Below are 25,858 nucleotides of genomic sequence, written 5' to 3'. Positions count from 1 at the left end.
AAACGTTTAGCAATTACACAACGAGCAATAAAATATGATATCCTCAGTTTTAAAATCAAAATTTCGGTTTACATTTCTAATGTTTTCCTGTTTGATTGCAACTAATTCATTCTCACAAGAGGTTTACAAACCTGCTGTAGAATCTTTTGAATCTGATAACGCACTCAGTTTTTATAAAGCGGTTAACGGAAAACTGTCAATTACGCAAACCCATAAAAGATTCGGAAAATCATCTTTGCAGTGGGACTGGAAAGGAGCGAGTAATTTCGGGACTGCTGATTTTAAAATTCTATCTAGCAAAGAGAGTCCTTTAAAATATGGAGACCATTTTCCGGCAAGTCCAACACTTCAGATGTCTATCTATAATGAAACACCGAAGCAACAAAAAATAACCATTTCTTTTGAGAAAGACGGCGTTAAACAGGTCTGGTTTGATGTTGACTTAACGTTTACAGGCTGGCGACGTATTTGGGTTCCGTTTTTTGAGATGCAAGGCAATCCCCCAAAAAAAGGGAGGCAGGTTGATTACGATTATTTCAGAATATCTACAGCAACCGGTAGCGGAAAACTTTTTTTCGACGATATTACTTTCTCCCAATATCAAGACGATCGATACCCCTACCCTGATGAAATTGTACCATTCTTAAAAGCAGACAAAAATCTCGGTGATGATCACTGGATGCCTTTGATTAGTAATTACAATCGTATAAAAGACCTAAAAGCTCAGCCTATTTCGGCTAATGTTAAATCTGATCTAAAAAATATAGAGCAACTTATTACGCAAGATTTAACAAGTGATAAAAAAAGCACTGCAGACATCAGCGAACTAAGGGAAATGTACCAAAGCCTGAACTTAAAAGATGATGGTAGAACTGTACTAGGTCCGCCTATGGCTTTTAACATACATGAAGAATATTTCGATAAAAAACAGCAAGGCCCTAACACCAATAATGACATTAAAGAGTTTGGGAAAATCCTAAAAAGAATGTCCGTTTTTTACAATCGAGAAAACCTAGCGGAACGGAAAGAGATTGAGCAAATGTTTTTCACGAGTACCCGATACTTTTTAGATCAGGGATGGCAAGCTGGCACTAACGGAGGCACTCGGCACCATATCGGTTACAACGTTAGAGACATCACCGAGGCTTTTTTTACGATGCGCCAGGTATTAGCTGATCACAATTTGCTAGGTCCGGTTGGGAACAGTTTACATTGGTTGTTTAATCTGGGGGTCCTTTTGGATGATGAAAGCAATTTTCATGTAAATATCGACTACCTAAATACCCAGTCTTATTATCATTTAATGCTTATCTATCTGTTTGAAAAACCAGAAATGCAAGCAGCATTGTTAAGCGCTTATTCCAACTATTTATCCATCACTTTGGCGCAACAAAATCAAGAATGGGGATTTAAAGTTGACGGTACGGCATGGCATCATAATGGGCATTACCCGGCATACGCATTCGGGGCATTTAAGGAAGTACCGAGGTTGATCAAAATGCTTTCTGGAACCCAGTTCCGTATAAAACCTGAAGGCCATAAAAATTTTAAAAATGCTTTTTTGGCAGCCAGAACATATAGTCAGCTTTACGATTGGGGCTTCGGGAATGCTGGTCGCCACCCATTATCGGGCGGAAGCATTGAATCGCTAAGACAACAATATTTAGACATGGCGAATGCTGGAAACCCAGAAGGAACCGAAAAAATAGATAAAGACATTGCATCCGCATATTTAAGACTTTGGGGAAACGAGGATGCGTTGAATACATCCGTTTTTACGAATTTAAATGGTATACAGCAAGAAGATCTTTCTGGGTATTATACATTTCCGTACGCAGCCACCGCCGTACACCGCCGTAACGACTGGGCTGCTATTATAAAAGGTTACAGCAAATATGTTTGGGCATCAGAAATTTACGTAAGTGAAAACCGATATGGAAGATACCCTGCCAACGGCACAGTACAGTTGTTAAATAGCAAAAGCGAGGAAGGAAGTGGTTTTTTACAGAAAGGATGGGACTGGAACCGTTATCCAGGCGCTACCGTTATTTATTTGCCATTGAAAGAACTTGAAGCTAAAATGCCGCTCATTATGTTCCGTTCTAACGAAAGCTTTGCAGGATCTACAACACTTAACGGTAACGGAGTTTTTGGAATGATATTAAACGAGAACAAAGGGTCCAACGCTGATGGTCCAGAGAGTAAGGTAGGATATCCAGGAAAATTATACGCTAAAAAGTCTGTATTTTCTTTTGGTGATAAATTAATTTACCTCGGCACAGACATTTCTAGTATCGATGAAAAAAATCCTACACAGACCAATCTTTTCCAATCTTTTTTGACCGATATTAAATCTCCTTTATACACGTCATCAGAAACCATTAAATCATTTCCCTACGCAACAACATTAGCACATAGTAAAAAATCGGCCACTTGGTTAATTGATCCTTACGGAAATGGCTACCATATTCTTTCTGACAACCCTGTTCAAATTAAGAGCGAAAAACAGCAATCTTACCATAATACCTATTCTATAAACTCAGGTTCAAAGGGCAAAAAAGGTAAGGGAGTTCAAGAAACAGAAGGTGATTTTGCTAGTGCTTGGATCAACCACGGTTTAGCACCCAAAAAAGCATCTTATCAATACGTTGTTTATCCTTTTCTTGATATAAAAAGCCAGCAGAATTTTGGAGCTATAATCAAAAACGACGAATCCTTTACTATTGTTAGGGCAGATAGTATAGCACATATTGTAATAGATAAAGAAACCAGTACAACAGGTTATGTAATATTTGAAGCAAACCAAAACTTGGAAAAAGGTTTCTTAAAGCAAGTTTCAGCACCGGCTTTACTAATGGTTAATCACAAAAACCAAAGCTCCCTTACGGTAAGCGTGGTGCAACCAGATTTAAATTTTCCGGTGAACGATAATGGCAAATTTAAAAACTACAGTACGCCGGTGGAACTCAAAATAACATTTAAAGGAGAGTGGGCTGTTTCTTCTGCTGATTTTATTACTAAGATTGACAGTTCTGGCAACGATACAGTCATCATACTAAACTGTATAAACGGATTGCCAAGAGAGTTTAAGCTTAATAAATAACTTGTATCCTCATTAATTTTTTTTTAATAATCAAAGCCTGCTAAAATCAAAATAGCAGGCTTTTTATTTTCCCGAAAATACTCAGAACTTATCGTCTCTACCTGCTATTCCTCACTATTGCATCTATAATATCCCATTCAGCCGCGAAATCAAATTCTAGAACCGCAGCAGTTTTGTAATTTGATTCTGATAACGCTGACCAAAATACTTCACTTTGCATAGGAAATCAATATCGGGTACGATTATAAAAGTAAATTTTTAATTCGTAACTTAACTAAGTTGCAGACAGTCGGACGTCTGCATTATCCGTTATTAAGAACCAAAGTTTTATTTTATTAAAAAAGAAATAATTTCTATTCAATTGGATTTCACTATTTAGTACCTAAACCAAAATGTATTCCGTATCAAAAAACACGTTTACGTAATATAGACGGTTATCCTGTGTTTTCGTACTAAAAAAATTACATTGTGTGCTCGACAACACTAGCTCACAATCAATATGTTGTCGAACACATTTTTTTGCTATAAAATTTGTGAGACGTCTTATTTATCGCTACTTTTGATAACCAATCATTTATTCTAAATTAAAATCAAATGAAAAAAAACTACAAGTCAAGGGTTATTTCCTGCCTCAGTGTATTTTTAATGTTGTTTTTCTTTGTTTCATCATCAGTGATGGCAACAAATTCTGCAGCGGCAATTTTAGTAAAAGGAAGAATTTTAGATGACGAAGGCTTACCGCTACCGGGCGTAAGTGTGAAAGCTAAAAACGAAAAGGCGGCAACAGTTACTGATGTGAACGGTAATTATTCTATTTCAGTAGAAAAGAAAACCTCGGTAATTCAGTTCTCTTTTCTAGGTTTTGAATCTCAGGAAACAACAGTCGGTGATCGTACTACAATCAATATTTCGCTTAAAGTTATAGCAAGTAGATTAAACGAAGTTGTAGTTGTTGGTTACGGCACAGTCCAAAAGCGAGATTTAACAGGAGCTGTTGGTCAGGTAAGTATGAAGGACCTACAAAAAGCGCCTGTCAAATCTTTTGATGAGGCTTTAGCAGGCAGAGTAGCGGGGGTTCAAGTGAATTCAGATGATGGTCAACCAGGCTCCAATTTCAACATCGTAATTAGAGGGCAAAATTCTATTACGCAAGACAACTCGCCTTTATACGTTATTGATGGCTTCCCTATAGAAGCAGCAAATAACAACGCACTTAACACTAGTGATATAGAATCGATAGAGGTCTTGAAAGATGCATCTGCAACAGCAATTTATGGATCTAGAGGTGCCAACGGAGTGATTTTAATCACTACGAAATCGGGCAAGAAAGGTGCCCCGGTAATTGAGTATAGTGGAAACTTTGGTACTCAAGAAAACGTAAAAACAATGGATTTATTAAGTCCATATGAATTTGTTAAGCTTCAACTTGAGTTGAATCAACCTGCTGCTTCTGCATTGTATTTATCTAATGGAAATACGCTGGATACCTATAAATCCGTAAAAGGCATAGACTGGCAAAATGAGTTGTTTAGATCTTCATTTACACAACAACATAATATCTCATTAAGCGGAGGTACCGATAATACCCAATACGTTATTAGTGGTTCTATTAACAATCAAGACGGAGTTATTATCAATTCTGGTTTTAAAAGAAACCAAGGTAAAATAAGTCTTACCCAAAAAGTGAATGACAAATTAAAGATTTACACAAATTTAAATTATGCTAATATCATTTCTGACGGCGTAGTTCCAACTTCAGGAAGCAACTCAGCGACTAATAATCTATTATATAGTACTTGGGGTTACAGGCCAATTTCTTCCTCATTAGTAGATTTAACTAATGTGCTTTTTGATCCAGATATTGACGGATCAAATGATTATAGAATCAATCCTATTATATCATCAAATAATGAATTGCGCAAAGCCACTAATAATAATTTAATTGTTAATACTTACGCACAATATGCTTTTAGTAAAAAATTAACATTAAAAGTATCTGGAGCAGTAACTAATAACCTCCGTAGAAACGATTTATTTTATAACAGCTTAACGTATTATGGCAATCCCAACACTGCTGGCGGTGTAAATGGCGTCAATGGATCTGTTATTTTTACACAAAACAGTAGCTGGGCAAATGAGAATATCCTAACTTATAAAGAGAAATTCAATAAAAATCACGAATTAACTGTTTTGGGAGGGGTATCTTTCCAAGAAGATAAATATTCTCGTTATGGAAGTAAAGCAATCCAAGTGCCTAATGAATCTCTAGGGTTAGACGGATTAGATGAAGGTGTGCCACAAACTATTAACGCTGAAAGTTCAAACGCTACATTAGAGTCATTTCTTTCACGTGTAATGTATAATTATAAATCAAAATATTTAGCTACGGCTTCTTTTAGAGCAGATGGTTCGTCGAAATTTGCACCTGGTAAAAGATGGAGTTATTTCCCGTCCGTTTCTGTAGCGTGGAGAATGAGTAGCGAGAGCTTTATGAAAAACCTTGATTTTATTTACGATGCGAAGCTTAGGGTTGGATATGGTGTAACTGGAAATAATAGAGTTGGAGATTTCTCCTATCTATCTGTATTAGGGCAACCGACTGGTTCTCCTTATGCGTTTAACAATTCGATTAATTTAGGTGCAATTCCTGTAGCCTTAGGTAATAAGGACTTGAAATGGGAAAGTACTGCTCAAGCAAACATTGGATATGATTTAAGCTTGTTTAAAGACAAACTCTCTTTAACCGCAGATGTGTACAGAAAAACAACTTATGATTTATTATTAGATGCAGATTTACCGTATAGTACTGGCTATACTACTGCATTTATGAATATCGGAAAAGTAAGAAATGAAGGTTTAGAGTTGAGCTTAAATACTACAAATATTTCAAAACGTGATTTTAAATGGTCTAGCAGTATAAATATAAGCTTCAATAAATCTAAAGTACTAGGACTAAGCGAAGGTCAGCAATTTAGAACTACCCCAGTATCGTGGGAGAATTCCTATAATTCTACCCCTTTATACATAGCCAAAGTGAACGAGCCTATTGCTAGTTTCTATGGCTATGTATGGGATGGTGTTTATCAAGTTTCTGATTTTGATTTGATAGGTGGTGCTTATGTTTTAAAAGCAGATGTTCCAAATAATGGTAACGCTAGGAATGTAATCCAACCTGGAGATATAAAATACAAAGACATTGCGGGAAATGATAACATAGTAAATTCTGACGACAGAACTGTTATAGGAAGAGGTCAACCAATTCATACAGGTGGTTTCAATAATAATTTTAGCTACAAAAACTTTGACTTAAATGTTTTTTTCCAATGGTCTTACGGCAATGACATTTACAATGCCAATAGGATGATTTTTGACGGAAACATGTTAGCTAAACAAAACTTAAATCAATTTGCAAGCTATGCAGATAGATGGACTCCGGAAAATCCAAGTAATACCTTATACAGAGTGAATGGACAGGGACCTAGAGTTTATTCATCCCGCTTAATTGAAGATGGATCTTTTCTAAGATTAAAAACAGTGTCGTTAGGCTATGCATTTAAACCTCAATTGATAAAACCAATAGGATTAAAAACGCTAAGACTTTCAGTTTCTGGACAAAACCTGCTTACTTGGACAAACTATTCTGGTATGGATCCTGAGGTTTCTATACGTAATTCAGCTTTAACTCCAGGGTTCGATTATTCAGCTTATCCAAGAGCCAGAACTATTGTATTTGGACTTAGTACTTCATTATAAACTATTAAAAAAATATTATGAAAAGTTTAAAATATTTTATCGCACTTGCTTTTTTCGGATGTTTAGTTACGTCTTGCGAGAGCTTTTTAGACACCCAACCTTCTGACTCTCTTTCTCCGGAGTTTTACTACAATACAGAGAAAGAAATGAATAGTGCGCTTGCCGGAGTATATGATATTCTTGGCAGTCAGGATATATACGGGAATTCTTTTTTTACAACATTAAACGCTGCTTCTGACTTAAGCTACTATAGAAGAAGTGCTATCACTACAGGCACACAAGTGTTAAATTATGATGCAGCAGCTACAGATATAGAGAAAATGTGGGCAGCATTGTATGACGGAATTAATAGAGCCAACTTGTTGTTAGCTAATATTGATAAACCTACTATGGAAGATGCTAAAAGGAATGCTATAAAAGGCGAAGCAAAGTTTCTAAGAGGCTACTATTACTTTTTATTGGTAAGCAATTGGGGTGATGTTCCACTTGTTTTAGATGCAAAGGTAACGTTGGGTAATACCAATATAGCTCGCAGTCCGGCTAAGGCGGTTTATACTCAAGTCCTTAAAGATATGGAAGAAGCGGAGCCTCTTGTAATGGATATCACAGCTATTGGATATGGAGGTAGAGTAAATAAATCGGCCGTTAGAGGGATTTTGACTCGTGTTAATTTATATATGGCTGGTATGCCATTGAACGAGGGTATCCCAAGATATACTGAAGCGCTTAAATGGGCTAAAAAAGTTGTAGAGGATCCATCAGCAGGTCATATGTTAAATCCATCCTATAGTGATATATTTATTAGGTACGCAAAAGATCAGTACGATATCAAGGAGAGTATTTGGGAAGTTGAGTTATGGGGAAATAGAATTGGTAACGCTTACCAAGAAGCGGGCAGAGTAGGCAATACTAATGGAATACAGTGCAGTGATTTAGCTGAAGGATATGCTTACGGTTTTATTGGAGCAACAGGCACTTTATACAAATTGTATAATGATGTAAATGACACAAGAAAAGACTGGGCGGTTGGCCCTTATCAATACCAAGGAGCAACTGCAACTAAAGTAAATTGGAAAGTTACAGACCTTTATCAAAGAATGTGTGGTAAATTTAGAAGACCCTATGAAATTATAGAGAAGCAAAAGAATTTTACTCCACAAAACTTTCCTTTATTACGCTACGCGGACGTATTGTTGATGTACGCAGAGGCTGAGTTTGCTGTTAATGGACCAACGGATTTAGCTCACGAAAAGTTAAATTTAGTAAGAGCTAGAGCAGGCGCTAAACAATACACTACGCTTAATCTTAATAAACTAACGTCAGCAACTTTCTTAAAAGCAATTCAAGACGAAAGAGCAAGAGAATTATGTTTCGAAGGCTTAAGGGTTAATGATTTAAAAAGATGGGGGATATACCTTACAAATTTAAAAGCTGCTGCTGATGATATCACAGCAAATGCCCCCGCCTTATTTAAATACAGTGCGTTAGCAGGAAATAATGCAGCAACTAGGCATTTGCTATACCCAATCCCTCTTAGAGAAAGAGCGGTTAACACCTCACTTACTCAGAATTTAGATTGGTAGATGTAAAAAGAAGAGTAATGATTGCTAGATTTTTAACTAAGTGAACTAATTCCTAAATTAAAATATTCTCTAGCTGAAGTATTCACAAAAATCAGCTACCTATTGGGTAGCTGATTGTATTATAGTTTGTCAGTATACATTTGATTTAAAATCTGATTACAAAAATAGAATGATGAAGAAAATAATTTTTGGCGTGTTCGCTTTTTGCACATTAGGTAATCTACAAGTATTTTCTCAGGATAAACCAAACGTAGTATTTATCTATGCCGATGACTTAGGTTATGGAGACCTAAGCTGTTACGGTGCAACTAAAATATCCACTCCCAATATTGATGCACTTGCAAAAAAAGGAACCCTTTTTACAAACGCTCACACTACCTCTGCAACTTGTACCCCTTCCAGGTACTCGTTGTTGACTGGTAGGTATGCTTGGAGGAGAGACGACACGGGCATTGCTCCTGGTGACTCTCCTCTTTTGATAGACACATCCAACACCACCTTGCCAAAGATTTTTAAGCAGGCGGGATATAACACCGCAGCAATTGGGAAGTGGCATTTAGGTTTAGGAAACAATAAAAAACAAGATTGGAACGGTGATATTAAACCCGGTCCAGTAGAAGTTGGCTTCAACTACTCGTACATTATGGCCGCTACGCTAGACCGTGTACCTACCGTTTTTATTGAGCAGTATAAAATCCGGGATTTGGATAAAAAAGACCCAATTCAGGTAAATTATCAAAAGAAAATCGGAACCGACCCAACAGGCAAAGAAAACCCAGAATTAATGAGAATGGGCCTTTCAAAAGGCCACAACAATACCATCGTAAATGGCATTAGTCGCATTGGTTGGATGGCCGGCGGACACAGCGCTAGGTGGACAGACCAAAACATTGCTGATACTATCACCAATCGAGCTACAGCTTACATTAGAAAAAATAAAGACAATCCGTTTTTCTTATACTTTGCTTCCGGAGATCCTCACGTTCCGCGTGACCCACATCCCCGTTTTGTAGGCAAAAGCGGAATGGGTCCTCGTGGCGATGCAATTCTGCAATTAGATTGGAGCGTTGGCGAAATTGTAAAAACCATTGAAGAACAAGGATTAACCAAAAACACCATCATTATTTTTAGCAGTGACAATGGACCTGTTTTGGATGATGGCTATGCAGATGGTGCTGTAGCGATGGCAAAAGGGCACAAAGCCGCTGGCATTTATAGCGGTGGTAAATACAGTATTTACGAAGCTGGAACTCGTGTACCTTTCATCGTATCATGGCCCGGAAAAGTGGCGGGGGGTAAAACCTCAAAAGCAGTATTATCACAAATAGATTTTACAGCGTCTTTTGCTGCTTACCTAAACGTAGCGATTGCAGCAGATCAAGCCATTGATAGCGAGAATCAAATTAAAGCCTATTTAGGTAAGGATAAAAAAGGCCGTAAAGTTTTAGTAGAAGATGCCGGAACATTAGCTATTGTTAAAAAAGACTGGAAATATATTGTACCGAGTGGCGGACCATCTTATGATACTTTCGTAGATATCGCACTAGGAAATTCTGTAAAACCACAATTGTATAATTTAAAGAAAGACCCTTCAGAGAAAAATAACCTGGCAGAAAAATACCCGAACAAAGTGGCTATGCTTTCCGCGGATCTAGAATCGATTAAAAAACGTAAATAAAATATATGCTGTGCAAATTGCCATTTATCTTAAACAGGAGCCTCGCCTTAGCGGGGCTATTGTTTCTTACAATAAACCTTTCTGCACAAAGCAAAATCAGCGAGAAACCAAATCTCCTCATCATTATCAACGACCAATGGCGAGGCGAAGCAGTTGGTTATGAAGGTAAAGAACCTGTGAAAACACCAAACCTAGATGCATTTGCAAAAGAAAGCTTTGTATCTAAACAGATGGTTACTAACTACCCATTGTGTTCGCCAAGCAGAGCGATGCTTTTTAGTGGACGTTATCCACTTAAAAACAAAGTTTTTAGCAACGTAAATTCAAGAGGAACACCTTTCGGGATTGAGCTTCCTACAGATATGACTTGCATTTCTGATGTTTTAAAATCATCAGGCTATTTCAACGGTTATATTGGTAAATGGCACTTAGACGCACCGCATGAACCCTACATCAATACCTCAAATAACAAAGAAGTTGCTTGGAATGAGTGGACGCCACCAAACCGTCGTCACGGTTATGATTATTGGTATGCTTACGGAACCTATGATGAGCATGATAAACCCATGTATTGGAATACCAACGATCCGCGGGATAGTTTCCATTACGTAAACGAATGGGGACCAAAACATGAAGCAGATAAGGCCATCGCTTTTTTTAAAAACGAAGGAAACGTAAGACCGGCCGACAAACCTTTTTCTTTGGTTGTTTCTATGAATCCTCCACATACAGGCTATAAATCAGTACCTAAAAAATATTACAACTTATATAAAGATGTTTCTTTAGAAACGTTGATAAAAGACCCAGATATACCCGCTGCAGATACTAAAATGGGTAAACTTTATCGTGATAACATTAAATACTATTACGCCAATATTACCGGAGCCGATGAACAGATTGGTAGAATTTTAGATTACCTAAAACAAAGTGGTCTACAAAAAAACACATTGATCATTTTCATGGCCGACCACGGAAATAGTTTGGGTAAGCATGAAGAGGTTTCAAAAAATCATTTCTATGAAGAATCCGTTCGTATTCCCTTCATCATGCACTGGGACGGCAAAATACTAGCTCGCTTTGACAACCAAATGTTAATGAGCGAACCTGATATTTTCCCAACGGTTTTAAACATTATGGGCGTGAAAACTCCACTCCCAACAGATATTGATGGTAGGGATTTTTCTAAATATATCACCAGCGGAAAAGGAGATTATCCAAATTTACAATACATTATGGGGTCGGTTACGGCAGGCAAAAGCAATACCGGTTTTAGAGGAGTTAGAACTACGCAATACAAGCTGGTTTACGATTTAAAAGGAAAAAATTTAAACAAGTATTTGTTTGATATACAAAAAGACCCTTTTGAACTAAGCAACCTTTATAATAGTAATACGGAAGTAGTTAAAACCCTAAAAAAAGATTTAAAAGCTTGGTTAAAGCAAACTGGAGATAATTTTGATATAGAGAAATAATGAGAAAAGTATTAGCTGTTTTAGCCTTATCCACTGCTTTTGTTGGCAACTCTTTTGCCCAGCAAGAAGCCAAAATTTTTACCGAATATAAAGCAGACCCTAAGCGTTCTATTCTTCCAGATTTTTCATACGTAGGTTATAAAAACGGCGAAAAATTGATGAATTATAAAGCTTCGGGTTTCCCTACTTATGATATTACTGCTTTTGGAGCGGTTGCAAATGATGATAAATCTGATAAAGATGCAATTATTGACGCCATTACCGCAGCCAATAAAACAGGTGGTGGAATCATCTATTTTCCAAAAGGAAGGTTTATTATTCAGGATATATATGATGATTTAAACAGCATTTGGGTAAGCAATAGCAATGTTGTTTTTAAAGGAAGTGGTAGTGGAAAAGACGGCACAGAGCTTTTTATGAAAGTACCATTGCAACCGCAAGACACTACAAAAATGTGGAGTAGCCCGCCAATGTTTGTTTTCGGGAGCAAATCTGGTGAAAAAAATATAGGAAAAATTAGCGCTCACGCAAAAGTAGGAGACTTTGATATCCAGCTTGACCAAACCACTGATTTAACAAAAGGCGACTGGGTTATACTAACCATGCGAAGCAAAGACGAGGCATCCATTAAATTAGATCTGGGCGATTACCCAGTAAATCCAGACTGGAAAGCTTTGGCAAATGGCGGTGTAGATTTATCCGTTGTCCATCAAATCGCAAAAATAAAAGGAAATACCATTACACTTGGTCAACCTTTGGCTTATCCAATAAATGCAGATTTAGATTGGAAAGTGGCCAAATACAGCCAAATTGAGGAAGTGGGTATTGAGGACATTGCTTTTGTAGGGAATTGGAAAACACCCTTTGTACATCACCGCTCTTGGTTACATGACAGTGGCTATACCATGATTAATATGCGAAGAATTACAAATTCTTGGATCAATAATTGTCGCTTTACGGACGTGTCTGTAGGAGCCGTTGTTAACAACGGAGCCAATATCACTATCTCCAACTGCGAAATCACTGGAAACGGCGGACATGAAGCCATCACCAATGGAGGAGGAACAAATGTCCTTTTGTCTAATATTACAGATAAAGCTTCGCAATGGCATTCTGTTGGCAGTTCAAAAACAGCAATGAATACTGTTTTATATAAAGTTACTTATCCAGCAACTACCTGTTTTGAAAGCCATGCATCGCAACCGCGAAATACGCTTTTAGATAATGTTACTGGCGGTTTAATGATGAACAGGGGTGGCGGAGATATTGTAAACATGCCAAACCACATGCGTAACTTAGTGTTTTGGAACTATACTAAAACCAATACAGAATATCCTGAATTCAATTTTTGGCCAAACCAGCGCTATTGGAAAATCCCCTACCCTATTATGGTAGGTTTTAACGGAACATCAACAAAGTTTATCGAAAGTCAGTTGAAATATGAAGAATCAAATGGACAAAAAGTATTGCCACAATCTTTATACGAAGGCCAATTAAAAAATAGATTAGGTAAATTGCCATCTTGGTTCAAATAATTAAATATTAAACTCAATTATCGTGAAAACTAGATTAACTCATTTTTTAAAGCTAAGCTTCTTTTTATTTTTTGCAAGCACTTACAGCATCACTTTTGCGCAAAGCAATTTACAACCCGACAGCATTATCCACATCATGAAAAAAACTGCTGATTGGCAGTGGAAAGATTTAGCCGAAAATGGTTGGAAAACACCAAAAACCGATTGGACAAACGGCGCACTTTATACCGGGATGATGGCTTGGGGTAAAATTGCAAATGATAATACCTACTATAAAAAACTGATTGAGGTAGGTAATGACAATAAATGGGGATTAGGCCCAGAGCGGTATTTCGCCGATGATTACTGTGTGGGACAAACCTACTCACAACTCTATCAGATTTACAAAGACCCAAAATACATTGCAAAGTTTAAAAACAGGGCAGATACCATTGTTACTTTACCACACACAGAGTCTTTACTTTGGGTAAACGAAATTTACAATAGAGAATGGGCTTGGTGCGATGCCTTATTTATGGGTCCACCAGCCTTGGGATACCTAACACAGGCTACCGGAGACTCAAAATATTTAGATACCGCTTCTAAACTTTGGTGGAAAAGCAGTGATTATTTATATGATAATGCAGAACATCTTTTCTATCGCGATAGCAGATATTTCGATAAAAAAGAAAACAACGGCGCCAAGGTTTTTTGGGGAAGAGGAAATGGTTGGGTAATGGGAGGCTTAGTCCGAATTTTAGAAGTAATGCCACAAAATCATCCCGCTAGGAAAAAATTTGAGAAGCAGTTTAAAGAAATGTCTAAAAGAATTGCATCGCTACAACAACCAGATGGCTCGTGGCATGCTAGTTTGTTAGATCCAGCTAGTTTTCCTGCTAAAGAAACAAGTGGTACTGGCTTTTTTGCATACGCTTTGGCTTGGGGAATCAACAACGGTTTGCTGAATTATAACGATTACAAAGAAGTAGTTAAAAACGCCTGGACAGCATTGGTAACATCTGTGCACCCGAACGGAAAATTAGGCTACGTACAAGCACAAGGTCGCGACCCACAAGGCGTAACTTATGATGATACCGACGTTTACGGTGTTGGTGCCTTTTTATTAGCAGGTAGCGAAATCTATAAGATGGAACTAAACTTAGCTGGCGGCCTTTTGGTAAACGTAAAAAACACAATGGGAATACAGCGTATGGCACAAACCGTTGAAGTTTCTTGGAGCGCTATTACCAAGCGTAACAAAAAGGTTAATGCAGATAACGTTGTTGTTATAGACGTAATCAGCGGAAAGCAAATTCCATCGCAACTATTGTTTAACGGAAAAAAGAGACCTCAAACCTTAATTTTCCAAACAGATATTTCAGCAGGAACAGAATTGTTTTTTACCATTAAAGAAGGCAAAAGAGAAAACTATACTTCAAAAGTTTATGGTCGTCAAGTACCAGAACGTTTTGATGATTTTGCTTGGGAGAATGATAAGGTAGCTTTTAGAATGTACGGCGCTGCTTTAGAAACACAGTCTGACAATGCTAAAGGATTAGATGTGTGGTCTAAAAACACATCCGAATTATTATTAAACAAATGGTATAAAAATGGGGATTACCACACCAACCACGGACAGGGAATGGACGGCTACAAAGTTGGTATGTCATTAGGTTCTGGAGATTCGGCGCCGTTTATAGACGGTAAGTTTATTTTTCCAAAAAATTACTCGTCTTACAAAATTATTGACAACGGTCCTATTCGTTTAACTTTTGAACTATACTTTGTTGCGTGGAACGTTAACGGTCAGCAAGTTACCCAAACAAAACATATTTCGTTGGATGCGGGCTCAAACCTTAATAAAATTGTGAGTCACTATTATTTCAAAGGTGCTTCTTTACCCATTGCTGCCGGCGTTACCAAACATGCCAATGACGGAAGCATCAAGATAGACCATATCAACAATTACGTAAGCTATTGGGACAAAACCGACGGTAAAGTTGACAACGGAATGATTGGTGTAGGTGTGATTTTCCCTGCAGATGAAAAGTTTAAACTTGTTGATGAAGCGAATCATCTTTTAGGTTTGAAAACTATTTCTAAAAACCAAGCTTTTACATATTACCAAGGTAATGCTTGGAGCAGAAATCCAAGTTTCCCAAAAGAAATTGACTGGATTAAATACTTAGAGGTGTATAGCAAAAGTTTAGCTACTCCCTTAATTGTAACTTATTAAAACAATTTGAAATATGAAGGGTAGATTTCTCTTTAAGGGTATTGTTTTACTGTCTGTTTTACAGCTGGCGGCACAAGCGCAAACTGTACAGCAACAACCTAATATTGTCTTATTTTTAGTGGATGATATGGGCTGGCAGGATACATCCTTACCTTTTTGGGAGAAATCTACTCCTAGTAACCAGCTTTACCACACGCCAAATATGGAAAAACTGGCGGCTAGGGGCACAAAATTCACGAATGCTTATGCTACTCCCGTGTGTACGCCAACGCGAGTAAGCTTGATGTCGGGGATGAATGCATCGCATCACCGTGTAACCAACTGGACAGCAATACAAAAAAACATCAGTTCTGATTATCCTGATAGCGTTTACGAACCCGTAGATTGGAATATAGATGGCATGAGTCCAGTAGCAAACATTAAAAACACTGTACATGTTACTGCTCTTCCACAGCTGTTAAAAAATGCTGGTTATTATACCATACACTGTGGGAAAGCGCATTATGCATCTAAAAACACACCCGGAGATAATCCGATCAACTTTGGTTTTGACGTAAATATTGCTGGCAATCAGATCGGTAGCCCCGCTAGTTACCTCAGTGAAACCGAATTTGGGAATAAACCTATAAACGGAAAAGTAAGCCTACAGGCCGTTCCTGGTTTAGAAAAGTACTACAACACAAACACTTTTTTAACAGAAGCACTTACTAAAGAAGCGATCATCGCATTAGAAAAAGCCAAAACAACACAACAACCATTTTTTTTGTACATGTCGCAATATGCGATACATATACCATTAGAAGCTGATGTCCGATTTGCTGAGAAATACAAGAATAAAGGTTTAAGCAAAGGAGAAATCGCTTATGCCACCCTAATTGAAGGGATGGACAAAAGTTTGGGCGATTTAATGAATTGGCTAGATAAAAACAAACTCACCGATAATACGGTGATTATTTTCATGTCGGACAACGGAGGACTCTCCCGAGTTCCGCCACGATCTGGTATTGCACATACACAAAACTATCCGCTAAAAGCTGGAAAAGGTTCTGTTTATGAAGGAGGAGTCAGAGAGCCCATGATTGTGAGTTGGCCCGGTGTTACCAAACCTAAAACAATTGCCAAGCGTTACCTATTAATTGAGGATTTTTTCCCTACCATCTTAGATATTGCTGGTGTTAAAGACCGGACCACGGTGCAACAACCAGACGGACTAAGTTTCTTGGGCAGTATTAAAAACCCCGATCTTATAGATAACAAAAGAGTGTTGGTTTGGCACTACCCTAACAGATGGATTCCAGAAGATGCTCCAGGAATTTCTTGGTTTAGTGCTTTACGTCAAGGAGATTGGAAGTTAGTTTACGATTACAAAAAACAAAACGCAGAACTTTACAATCTATCGGCTGATATTGGCGAGCAACATAATCTGGCAAAAAAATACCCAAAGAAAGCCATTGCGTTAACAGCACTTTTAACTCAATATTTAAAAAACTACAAAGCGCAGTTACCAGTAAGCAAAACAACAGGCGAACATATTCCTTGGCCTGATGGCTCCAGAACAAATGATACACAGATTAAGCTAACATCCATAAAATGAGAAAAACACTACTACTCCTTCTACTCCTATTTTTCTCGGTATTTGTAAATGCCCAAACGCGGTTTACAGATTTTGAAAGCGGTGTGCCCAGTTATTTCAGCACAGACGCTTCTATAAGTCTTACTACAAGTGGAGAACATGTTAAAAGCGGAACCAAAGCTATTAAATGGGTTGCCACAGATAATAAAAAAATAATGGCAAGTAGCCTAAATATACCGTCTGGCGAGGTGGGAAGTGCAACAGCCAGTTCGGCACAACTATACGTTTACAGCTCAGAAGCAAATAACGACCAACTAATATTCGAATTTTTAGATAATAGTGGCGTAGTGCAACGTACAGGCACCATGCTATTAAATTTTGTAGGCTGGCGAGATTACCACCGCAGTTACCGTTACGATTATAACAATGGCAACGAGAAGGCTAGTTTCAACCTAAACCAATGTAGAATCACTTATAAAAAGGTAGCTCCCGCTGGAACTACCAGAACACTATTTTTTGATAATTTTACGTTTATTGGGAATACAGAGATTAGACAGCCTGGGCCCCACATGGCGCTGGATTATCAGCATTTCAAGATAGAATCTCCACAAGACCCATTAGGTGCTTATCTCAAGAAATCGAACGTAAGCATTCTACCGGCATCCATTGCTGAACTTAGTAGTTTAGCTATTGTAAAGTCCAATTATACAAGAAATATCGGAAGCGTAACCCCAACTGCTGTTACTGCTGCTAAAACTTACGTAACCAACTGTGGAATTACCCGCAACCCTGATAATTCTATCAAAGGTAAAGGGATTTTAGAGACCAATGACCCTACCCTTTTGGTGTTAGTCTCCACTCATATCCAATCTTTGGCAAGAGCTTTTTTGAAAAATAACGATACAGATGCAAAAGATAAATTATTACTGTTTACCGAATATATTATAGACCAAGGCATTTCAGAAGGAGGAAGAAACGATTTAGCTACTAACTCTTACGACAATGCAAGAAAATTTCCCTTAGGTTTTTTAGAAGCTTTATCAATCTATCCCGAACCTTTAAGAACAGATGTAATTAATTTATTGAAATGGTCTCATGAATATAATAAAATTTACGAACTAAATCCAACACCAGGGCAAAACACAGATTTTGTACATATTAAATTGACTTTCTTATTTGAGACGGCTTGCGCTTTAACTTCAAATAATGAAGCTGTAAGCGATTTAAAATACCTCAAAAACTTTTTAGAGCGGAACACGGATATCAGCCAAGGGTTTAGAGATGGTATTAAACCAGACGGCACAGGTTTTCATCATCAATCTCATCAAATGAGTTACATGTATGCCTTTGCAACTTGGGTTGATAGAGCTTATGCATTAAAAGGCACAGCTTTCAAAATCAGTCAGGGCGCTTATGATAACATGGCCTTTGCTTATAAAAGCATCTTTTTAGAGTCTTCTAAAGGTGGGGTTTATGCAAACTCAGAATCTGGAAGAACGCCGTTTCCTACCAAGATTCCGATAAATGATGTACAGTTTAGAAGGTTAGTTGAAATTGGAGGCGATATTATTGGTGAACCTTTTGAACCAGAAATGGCTGCTTTATATAATTATACTTACAGTGTAAGCACCTACGCAACTCCAGCAAAAGATTATGATGGATTTTATGCTTATAACTATGCGAATTTAGGAGTAAAGAAGAGTGGCAACTGGACTGCTGTTATGAAAGGTCTAACGTCATATTTGTTTGGCACAGAAATCTACCCTACACAAAATAGATATGGTAGATACCAAAGCTACGGCTCTTTAGAGATTTTGTATAACGGAACTTTGGAAGATTCTGGCTACATCTTAAATGGTGCCGGCTGGGACTGGAATTATATGCCTGGTGCAACCACTGTAGTTTTACCGTTTAATAAGTTACAAGCGCAACAATCTAGAGCTGATGAATATCAAGTAAACGATTTTGCCGGCGCACTCTCTTTAGGTAAAAACGGCATTTTTGGGATAGATTTTCAGCAAAGAAATACAAATTACTACACCACCAGTAATCTAAAATTTAAAAAATCTGTTTTTGCTTTTGATAACATATTGATTTGTTTGGGTAGCGATATCAGCGTAAGCAACAACCAAGGCAGTGTAGTGTCAAATCTTTTTCAAACGGTAAGTACTACTGCTGCACCTACCATGAATAATAATTCTACAAATCCTGAAGTACGTAATCCATTTGCTAGTAGTTACAGTTTAGCTACCAATTACAAATGGCTAACCAGTTCGCAAGGCACAGGCTTTTACCTTCCGGCAGGAAATGATAGTTACAAGGTTGAACTAGGAACGCAAACTACGCCAGATTACACCTCATTAACCGGAGCAGAAACCAATACCGCAAACTTTACAAGAGCCTATCTAATCCATGGCAATCAGCCGCTTGCAAGTGCGCCAGCGAAATATGAATATGTAGTTGCCCCGGGAGTTACGCCAACAGAAATGAAAGATTTAGCCACAACGTTGGAAACCGGCAATGTTTATACGGTACTAAACCAAACTGCGGATTTTCACGCAATTAAATATATTCCAGAGAACACTACGGCTTATGTGTTTTTCAAATATAAAATGGGTGTAAATGTAGGTTTGGTAACCAGTGTTTCTGAGCAAGCTTTAATTAACGTTAAAGAATACGATACTGATAAAGTTTTGGTTACCATTAACAATCCAAATTTAAATGCGATAACAAATTCGGTCAGTGATTTTGTATCTAGTCCGCAAACAATTAATTTGGGCTTAACAGGCAATTACACAGTAATAACGAACCCAAACAGTGCGAGTGTAAACCAAACAGCAAATACACTATACGTTGGTTTTACAGTTAAAGACGGTTTTGCTTCCAGTATATTGCTTCAAAAATCAAATGTTACACCCATAAAACTACTCGATTTTATTGGCACCTATCAGTCTACGGGCATTAAGTTGAACTGGACAAGTGTTGAAGAAAAGAATGTTAAAAAATTTGTGCTTTACCGTAGTGATGATGGGTTAAGTTTCGAAGAGATTGCAACAGTTAATGCAAGCGGTAATTCGTCCATAAAAACAACTTATAACCATACCGACGCAAACTTTGCAAAAACAAACCAAACGCTTTATTACAAACTGCAAACTGTTGACGCTGATGGTACCATTAGTGATGAACGGACAACCACAGTTAAGCTTCCATTTATAAATTCTCAAATCCAATGCTATCCCAACCCCGTTTCTTCATTCATAAACGTAAGTTTTAGATCTGAGAAAGAAGAGAAGGGAACTATAACTGTGTATGCTTTAAACGGGCAACTCCGGTTCAAAAAAGATATAAATATTAAAATGGGGCTTAACCTTTTTCCGGTGTTTCTGGAAGAGTTAAATACTGGAGAATATATTATTAAAGTAACAACAGAGAAAATAAAGCATAGCCAAAAATTTATAAAACTTTAAAATCAATTAATTATACACTTAAAAATTAAAATCATGAAAAAAATCGTACAAAGTTTTTTAATGCTAATGTTGGTAGCGGGAGCTGCCCAAGCACAGTTTACTCCTTATAATCGAGTGATAAATGTAGATTGGAATAGAGGTGCGTCACCCGCAAATGACACGACTGCTGCAGGTGTTGCCTCACCAAGCTTTTATGAAGCTCCAAATAGTGGAGACAATAACCGCTTTTTTCCTTTTCCATCAAAAGGAGATTATAGATTGAGAGCACTTTCCTACATTACAGATGCAGAATTCAAACTTTCTGGATCAGTTTTGTCAATCAAAAATGGCACATCTGGAAATGCTAAAGTGGCTGTTCACAGTATTGGAAATTCAAATGCTATTGCTAAATTCTCTTTTACATTAGATTTAACTAATTTTTCGGGAGCTAACGCAAACCCAATCGTAATAGCCCTTGGTAATTACAATGCCGGAGATGGTAGCAGTGCGCTAACAAATTCTAGTAGTCCTTTCTCCAATGCAGACGCAACCATTTTCGGCTCATTTAGGTTAATACTGAGTACAACTTTTAAAACGCAATACAAACCGGCTAACGGATCAGGCCAAACTGATGCGCCAGACAATGTAAATTTAATTAAACCAAACGTTTCACAAAATATTGAAATATTTGCAAACAATACTGCAAGTAGCATTAATTATAAATACAATCCCGCTGATCTCAATAGTGTTGCGCTTACAGCTGGAAAGTATCACATTTACGTGAACGGCACCAGATTCACCTTTGAATTTCCAAAATCTGACGCTTATGTTAGTGCTACAAAACCTGCACTTAATACGCTATCAATCGCAGTTGCGGGAAATGCCACTCAAGAAACAATAAAACTATCAAATTTACAAGTTACTTATCAAGCAGCAACAGACCCCCTTCCAGTTTCTCTAACTTCTTTTACAGGAGAAAAAGCCAACAACGGCATCCGTTTAAACTGGAAAACAGCTTCAGAACTAAACAACGATCATTTCGATGTTTTACGTTCTACAGAAGGCCAAACTTTTACTACCCTAACCAGCATTGCAGGTAAAGGAACGTCTAACCAAGTTAATACTTACAGCTATTTAGATAACGCTCCACAAGCAGGTACCAATTACTACAAATTAAAACAAGTTGACAAAGACGGTACTGCAACTGTTTCTGATATCGTTGTGGCGGTTGACGGTGGCTTATCAGCAGCAAATGCTTTTTCTGCAAACCTTAGCAATAATACTTTAAATGCTTCTTTTGATGCAACGGCAACAGGTACTGCAAGCTTAAGCTTAACAGACTTATCTGGAAGAAAAGTGTTTTCTAAATCTTTTTCGGCTACTAAAGGATTAAATAATATCAGTTTAGCAGCACCATCGCTAAACGCTGGTATTTATGTAGCTACGCTTTTGCAAAACGGAAATAGCAAGAGCATAAAAATTGTAAAATAACGAATCCATACATTCCCCAGCCTTAAATGTTCAACAGTTTGAATATTTAAGGCTGGTTTTTCTACATCAACAATGCTTAGCTAAGGACTCTACCCCTCTAACTGTATTTTGAAAAGGGAATAACTGTATCAATATCCATATAGATTGATCATGAAAAAGATAGTAATAGCATATGCATTGTCCCTACTAAGTGTAGGAGATTTATTTGCCCAATCAGAAGCGCAGATATTTACAGATTATAAATCAAATCCCAAACAATCCATACTGCCCGATTTTTCTTATGCAGGTTATCAAAATGGCGAAAAGGCAATTGATTACAGCGCAAAAAACTTGCCCGTATACGATGTTACAGCCTATGGCGCTATTGCAAACGACAATACCTCTGATAAAACAGCCATAAAGGCAGCAATTGCAGCTGCACTTACTGGTAATAACGGTGGCATTATATATTTCCCTCCCGGAAGGTTTATAATACAAGATGCTACCGATGATCAAACAGTTTTTAACATCAATAAAAGCAACATTATTTTAAAAGGTAGTGGAAGCGGAGCAGGTGGAACCGAGTTATTTATGAAAACACCTATGGACCCAACGGATCCAGCTAAGCTTTATTCTTGCCCATCTATTTTTCTTATTGGTAGCGGATCGGCTGCAATTAATCCAACCGGAATGAGTGCTGATGCAGCTATTGGAGATTTTAACATCACGGCAACAAGTACAACCGGATTAGTAGCTGGCGATTGGTTGCTTTTTGAAATGCAAAGTACGGATGCAAATTCGCTAAAATTAGATATTGGTAATTATCCCGTAAACTCCACTTGGACCAGTTTAAAAAACGGCGGGGTTGATCTATCTTTTGTGCTACAGATCAGTAAAATTACCGGAAACACCATCACCCTAAAACAACCCTTACCTTACCCTGTTAATTCATCTCTAAATTGGGTATTGTCCAAATATAAATATATTGAAGAAATGGGTGTAGAGGATATTGCTTTTGTAGGCAATTTCCAGAAAGCCTTTGATCACCATGGTTCTGCTTTAGATGATAGTGGTTATTCATTGATACAGTTTAAAAGATTAGTAAACTCATGGATGAGGAGATGTCGTTTTACTGATGTTTCTGTAGGCGCATCAATTGGTGTAAATGGCGCAAATATTACTATTGACAATTGTAAAATCACCGGAAACGGAGGTCATGAAGCAATCAATAATGCAGGAGCAACCAATGTTTTAATCAGTAATATCGACGATCAAGCAGGACAATGGCATTCTGTAGGTGTTTCAAAAACATCTATGAACACGGTGCTATATAATGTTACCTACCCGGCAACTACTTGCTTTGAAAGTCATTCATCGCAGCCCCGAAACACTTTATTAGATAACGTAACTGGTGGCTTACAAACCGGAAGAGCTGGGGGTGATGTTGCAGAAATGCCCAACCACATGCGTAATTTGGTTTTCTGGAACTATAAAAAAACCAATACAGACCTCTCTAACTTCGATTTTTGGCCAAGTAGTAATATCTATTTTAAAATCCCATATCCAATAATTGTTGGGTTTCATGGTTCGGCAACTACATTTATACCAAACCAACTTAAATACGAAGAATCAAACGGCACAGCAGTATTGCCTGCCTCATTATATGATGCACAGCTACAAATCAGATTAGCAAATAAGACTTCCGGCTACGGCATCTGGAGCGCTCAACAAAATACTTACGACTATAACTTAGGTAGCAATACCGGAACTGGAGGAAATTTCACCACCGGTTCTTCAGAAACTTCTTTTGGTCCACCTGCAGTTGCTGGTTTTTTGCCAACTCCACCATCAGGAATAAGTAAAGTCCAAGTTAACGGAACTGGCACAGGTGGCAATGGGTTCTCTGTCAATAATCCAACTAATCCAGAAACAGCAAGTGTAACGATTACCGCCAATTCAACCTCAGCACAGAATAAGCTTTCTGCATACAATATTGATAACTCAACAGAAATAGCAAGTGCGTTCTTTACTATCAGTTTTAATGCGGTTGCTACAAATGGCACATTTGTTTGGGCCTTGGGAAATAAAAATGCAGCGAGTTCCTTATTTACAAGTTCAAGTGCTATTTACTTAGCAAACCAAGAATTATTTACTGCTTTTGAGTGGGTAATAGGAGCAAATAGTATCGATTTCAATTTTAGGGAAGCTGCTAACGGAACCGCCCCAACCAATAGATTGGTTAGTAATACGGCATTTTCTCGAGGGGGAAGCCAGGCAGTAGAAGTTTACGCTAATAATGCGCTGGTAGCCAAAACGTATGTACGTAACGAAACTACTTATACCGTAGCAAGCGGGAAGTTCCACGTTTGGGTAAATGGAAATCAACTTTCTTATAACAGTTCTGTAGATTTTTCTAAATCGCTAAATACAGTTACTTCTTCTTCTGAACTCGCGAATGAGTTACCTTTGAACGCTTATGTTTTTCAGGCCAACAATAGCACACAACCTAATAATAATGCAGCAACAGCAACAATCAGTAAAATAAAAGTAAATTACAATAGCAGTACGTTACCAATCATAGCTGGAAAATGGCTTGATGAAGTGCCTGCTAATGCATGGACTTATAATTTCAGCAGTGGCACATCTGGCACTTTAAGCACCGACGGGGAAAGCCTTTCAACTGCAAGCATACCGTTTTTACCTGCTCCATCTTCTGGTACAGCAAGAGCATTTATTCCGACCTCTTCTGGCGCAACTTTTATTTTAGATGCTACCGCAAATACCTTGGCAATCCGCCCAAATGGAACAAGTGGAATTGCAAAGTTTTCTACGTATACCATCGCAAATGCTAGCGAAATTGCAGCTCAATCTTTTACAATGACTTTTGCAAAAACAGGTGCAAATGCTATTAAAGATAAAACACTATTTATTTGGTCTATGGGTAATCGCGGTGCGTCAAGTAATCTATACAGTAATACTAATAGTGTTTTTACTGCTGCAAATTCATCTGCTAATGGAGTGGGGACACTGTTCAACGCAATCAGTTTTACGTATAACTCACTCAACGACGATTATATAATAAGCAACAGAATACTGGGAAATACAGCCGCTAACAATGAAGATTTAGCTGGCGGTAATTTGAGTTTAAATATTCCCTATCTGTTTGAGATTTACTGTAATAATTCTTCTGTTGGTAAATTCTATCAACGAGGTGGCGGTACTTATACCGTAGCACCAGCTTGTTATCATTTATGGATTTCTAATTTAACCAGCAACAGTTCAGTAAGGTATTCAAAACAAGCATCACTTAACTACGATATTCCAAGATCTGTAGAAACGAGTACAGGTGGCACTACAGGCGATTATAGTATTCCCGTAAACACACCGCTAAATGCTTTCTTATTTCAGGGAAGTAAATCTGATGGCAATGCTAAACTTACTATTAACGGTGGAATGAATATAGCTTACAGCGCAAGCACCTTACCTATTTCTTTAATTTCCTTCACCGGGAAAAAAGAAACCAACGGTATCCGTTTAAACTGGAAAACTGCTTCAGAACTAAACAATGATTATTTTGAGCTTTTACGCTCTGCAGAAGGTTTAAATTTCTTCAGCTTAACAAAAGTTGCGGGTCAAGGGACTTCAAACAAAATTAACAATTATAGCTATTTAGATAACGGTGCTGCACAAGGCACCAACTATTACAAACTAAAACAGGTAGATCAAGACGGCGAATCAAGCATAGCTGATGTTGTGGTTGCGGTAAACAATGGTTTAACTGATGAGGAGACCTTTGTAGCCAGTTTCATAAGTGAAACCCAATTAAAAGTACAGTTTAGCGCAGAACTTGGCGGAAACGCAAACATCCATATCACTGAACTTTCTGGTAAAACAGTTGCCAACCATAGTTTTGTGGCTCAGAAAGGATTAAACAGCATTAGCTTACAAACACCGTCGCTAGCTAAAGGCATTTATATCGTTACTTTAGTGCAGAACGGAAAAACTAGCAGCATAAAAATTATAAAATAGC

11 protein-coding genes are annotated in these 25,858 nt (G+C 37.7%); all 11 read left to right on the top strand.

The genetic code is table 11. From position 1 onward, the window contains the following. Positions 1-91 precede the first annotated feature (91 nt). The 11 genes from B176_RS0103215 (at position 92) to B176_RS0103160 (ending at position 25,857) form a co-directional block, all read left to right on the top strand. A complete protein-coding gene (locus B176_RS0103215; RefSeq protein WP_193372299.1) occupies positions 92-3,103 on the top strand; it encodes a chondroitinase family polysaccharide lyase in 3,012 nt (1,003 codons plus the stop codon). Positions 3,104-3,778: 675 nt separating this feature from the next. Further along, positions 3,779-6,856 carry a SusC/RagA family TonB-linked outer membrane protein gene (locus B176_RS0103205; RefSeq protein ID WP_017257337.1) on the top strand — a complete coding sequence of 1,026 codons (3,078 nt, stop codon included), beginning with the start codon at positions 3,779-3,781 and terminating at the stop codon, positions 6,854-6,856. Between the two features lie 17 nt (positions 6,857-6,873). Then, complete coding sequence (locus tag B176_RS0103200; protein WP_017257336.1) at positions 6,874-8,439, top strand: RagB/SusD family nutrient uptake outer membrane protein; 1,566 nt, start codon at positions 6,874-6,876, stop codon at positions 8,437-8,439. A 169-nt stretch (positions 8,440-8,608) separates the two neighbouring features. Continuing rightward, positions 8,609-10,117 (top strand): sulfatase family protein, encoded by a 1,509-nt coding sequence (locus B176_RS0103195; protein ID WP_237739792.1) that lies wholly within the window; start codon positions 8,609-8,611, stop codon positions 10,115-10,117. Positions 10,118-10,176: 59 nt separating this feature from the next. After that, entirely contained in the window at positions 10,177-11,589 is a 1,413-nt protein-coding gene (locus tag B176_RS0103190) for a sulfatase family protein (protein WP_017257334.1), read from the top strand. After that, complete coding sequence (locus B176_RS0103185) at positions 11,589-13,124, top strand: DUF4955 domain-containing protein (RefSeq protein WP_017257333.1); 1,536 nt, start codon at positions 11,589-11,591, stop codon at positions 13,122-13,124. The genes B176_RS0103190 and B176_RS0103185 overlap by 1 nt, the downstream gene beginning before the upstream one ends. A 22-nt stretch (positions 13,125-13,146) precedes the next feature. Next, positions 13,147-15,339, top strand: a complete 2,193-nt coding sequence (locus B176_RS20530) for a glycoside hydrolase family 88 protein (protein ID WP_017257332.1) — start codon at positions 13,147-13,149, stop codon at positions 15,337-15,339. A gap of 13 nt (positions 15,340-15,352) precedes the next feature. Beyond that, positions 15,353-16,933 (top strand): sulfatase, encoded by a 1,581-nt coding sequence (locus tag B176_RS0103175; protein WP_017257331.1) that lies wholly within the window; start codon positions 15,353-15,355, stop codon positions 16,931-16,933. Beyond that, the gene (locus B176_RS0103170) at positions 16,930-20,379 is read left to right on the top strand and encodes a polysaccharide lyase family 8 super-sandwich domain-containing protein (RefSeq protein ID WP_017257330.1); all 3,450 of its coding nucleotides are present in this window, start codon (positions 16,930-16,932) and stop codon (positions 20,377-20,379) included. The genes B176_RS0103175 and B176_RS0103170 overlap by 4 nt, the downstream gene beginning before the upstream one ends. Before the next feature lie 33 nt (positions 20,380-20,412). Continuing rightward, positions 20,413-21,849 (top strand): T9SS type A sorting domain-containing protein, encoded by a 1,437-nt coding sequence (locus B176_RS0103165; RefSeq protein WP_017257329.1) that lies wholly within the window; start codon positions 20,413-20,415, stop codon positions 21,847-21,849. A gap of 150 nt (positions 21,850-21,999) precedes the next feature. Next, positions 22,000-25,857, top strand: a complete 3,858-nt coding sequence (locus tag B176_RS0103160; RefSeq protein WP_026063134.1) for a DUF4955 domain-containing protein — start codon at positions 22,000-22,002, stop codon at positions 25,855-25,857. The last annotated feature ends 1 nt before the right edge of the window (position 25,858 follow it).

The sequence above is a fragment of the Pedobacter arcticus A12 genome (assembly GCF_000302595.1).
Taxonomy (GTDB): Bacteria; Bacteroidota; Bacteroidia; order Sphingobacteriales; family Sphingobacteriaceae; genus Pseudopedobacter; species Pseudopedobacter arcticus.
The sequence above is the reverse complement of the archived record's forward strand: the minus strand, read 5'-3'. Positions and strand labels throughout refer to the sequence as shown.

Excerpts from the sequence above, each read along its gene's own strand:
- B176_RS0103205 (WP_017257337.1), top strand. The coding sequence starts at position 3,779 with ATGGCAACAAATTCTGCAGCGGCAATTTTAGTAAAAGGAAGAATTTTA.
- B176_RS0103200 (WP_017257336.1), top strand. The coding sequence starts at position 6,874 with ATGAAAAGTTTAAAATATTTTATCGCACTTGCTTTTTTCGGATGTTTA.
- B176_RS0103195 (WP_237739792.1), top strand. The coding sequence starts at position 8,609 with ATGATGAAGAAAATAATTTTTGGCGTGTTCGCTTTTTGCACATTAGGT.
- B176_RS0103185 (WP_017257333.1), top strand. The coding sequence starts at position 11,589 with ATGAGAAAAGTATTAGCTGTTTTAGCCTTATCCACTGCTTTTGTTGGC.
- B176_RS0103175 (WP_017257331.1), top strand. The coding sequence starts at position 15,353 with ATGAAGGGTAGATTTCTCTTTAAGGGTATTGTTTTACTGTCTGTTTTA.
- B176_RS0103170 (WP_017257330.1), top strand. The coding sequence starts at position 16,930 with ATGAGAAAAACACTACTACTCCTTCTACTCCTATTTTTCTCGGTATTT.
- B176_RS0103165 (WP_017257329.1), top strand. The coding sequence starts at position 20,413 with ATGAAAAAAATCGTACAAAGTTTTTTAATGCTAATGTTGGTAGCGGGA.
- B176_RS0103160 (WP_026063134.1), top strand. The coding sequence starts at position 22,000 with ATGAAAAAGATAGTAATAGCATATGCATTGTCCCTACTAAGTGTAGGA.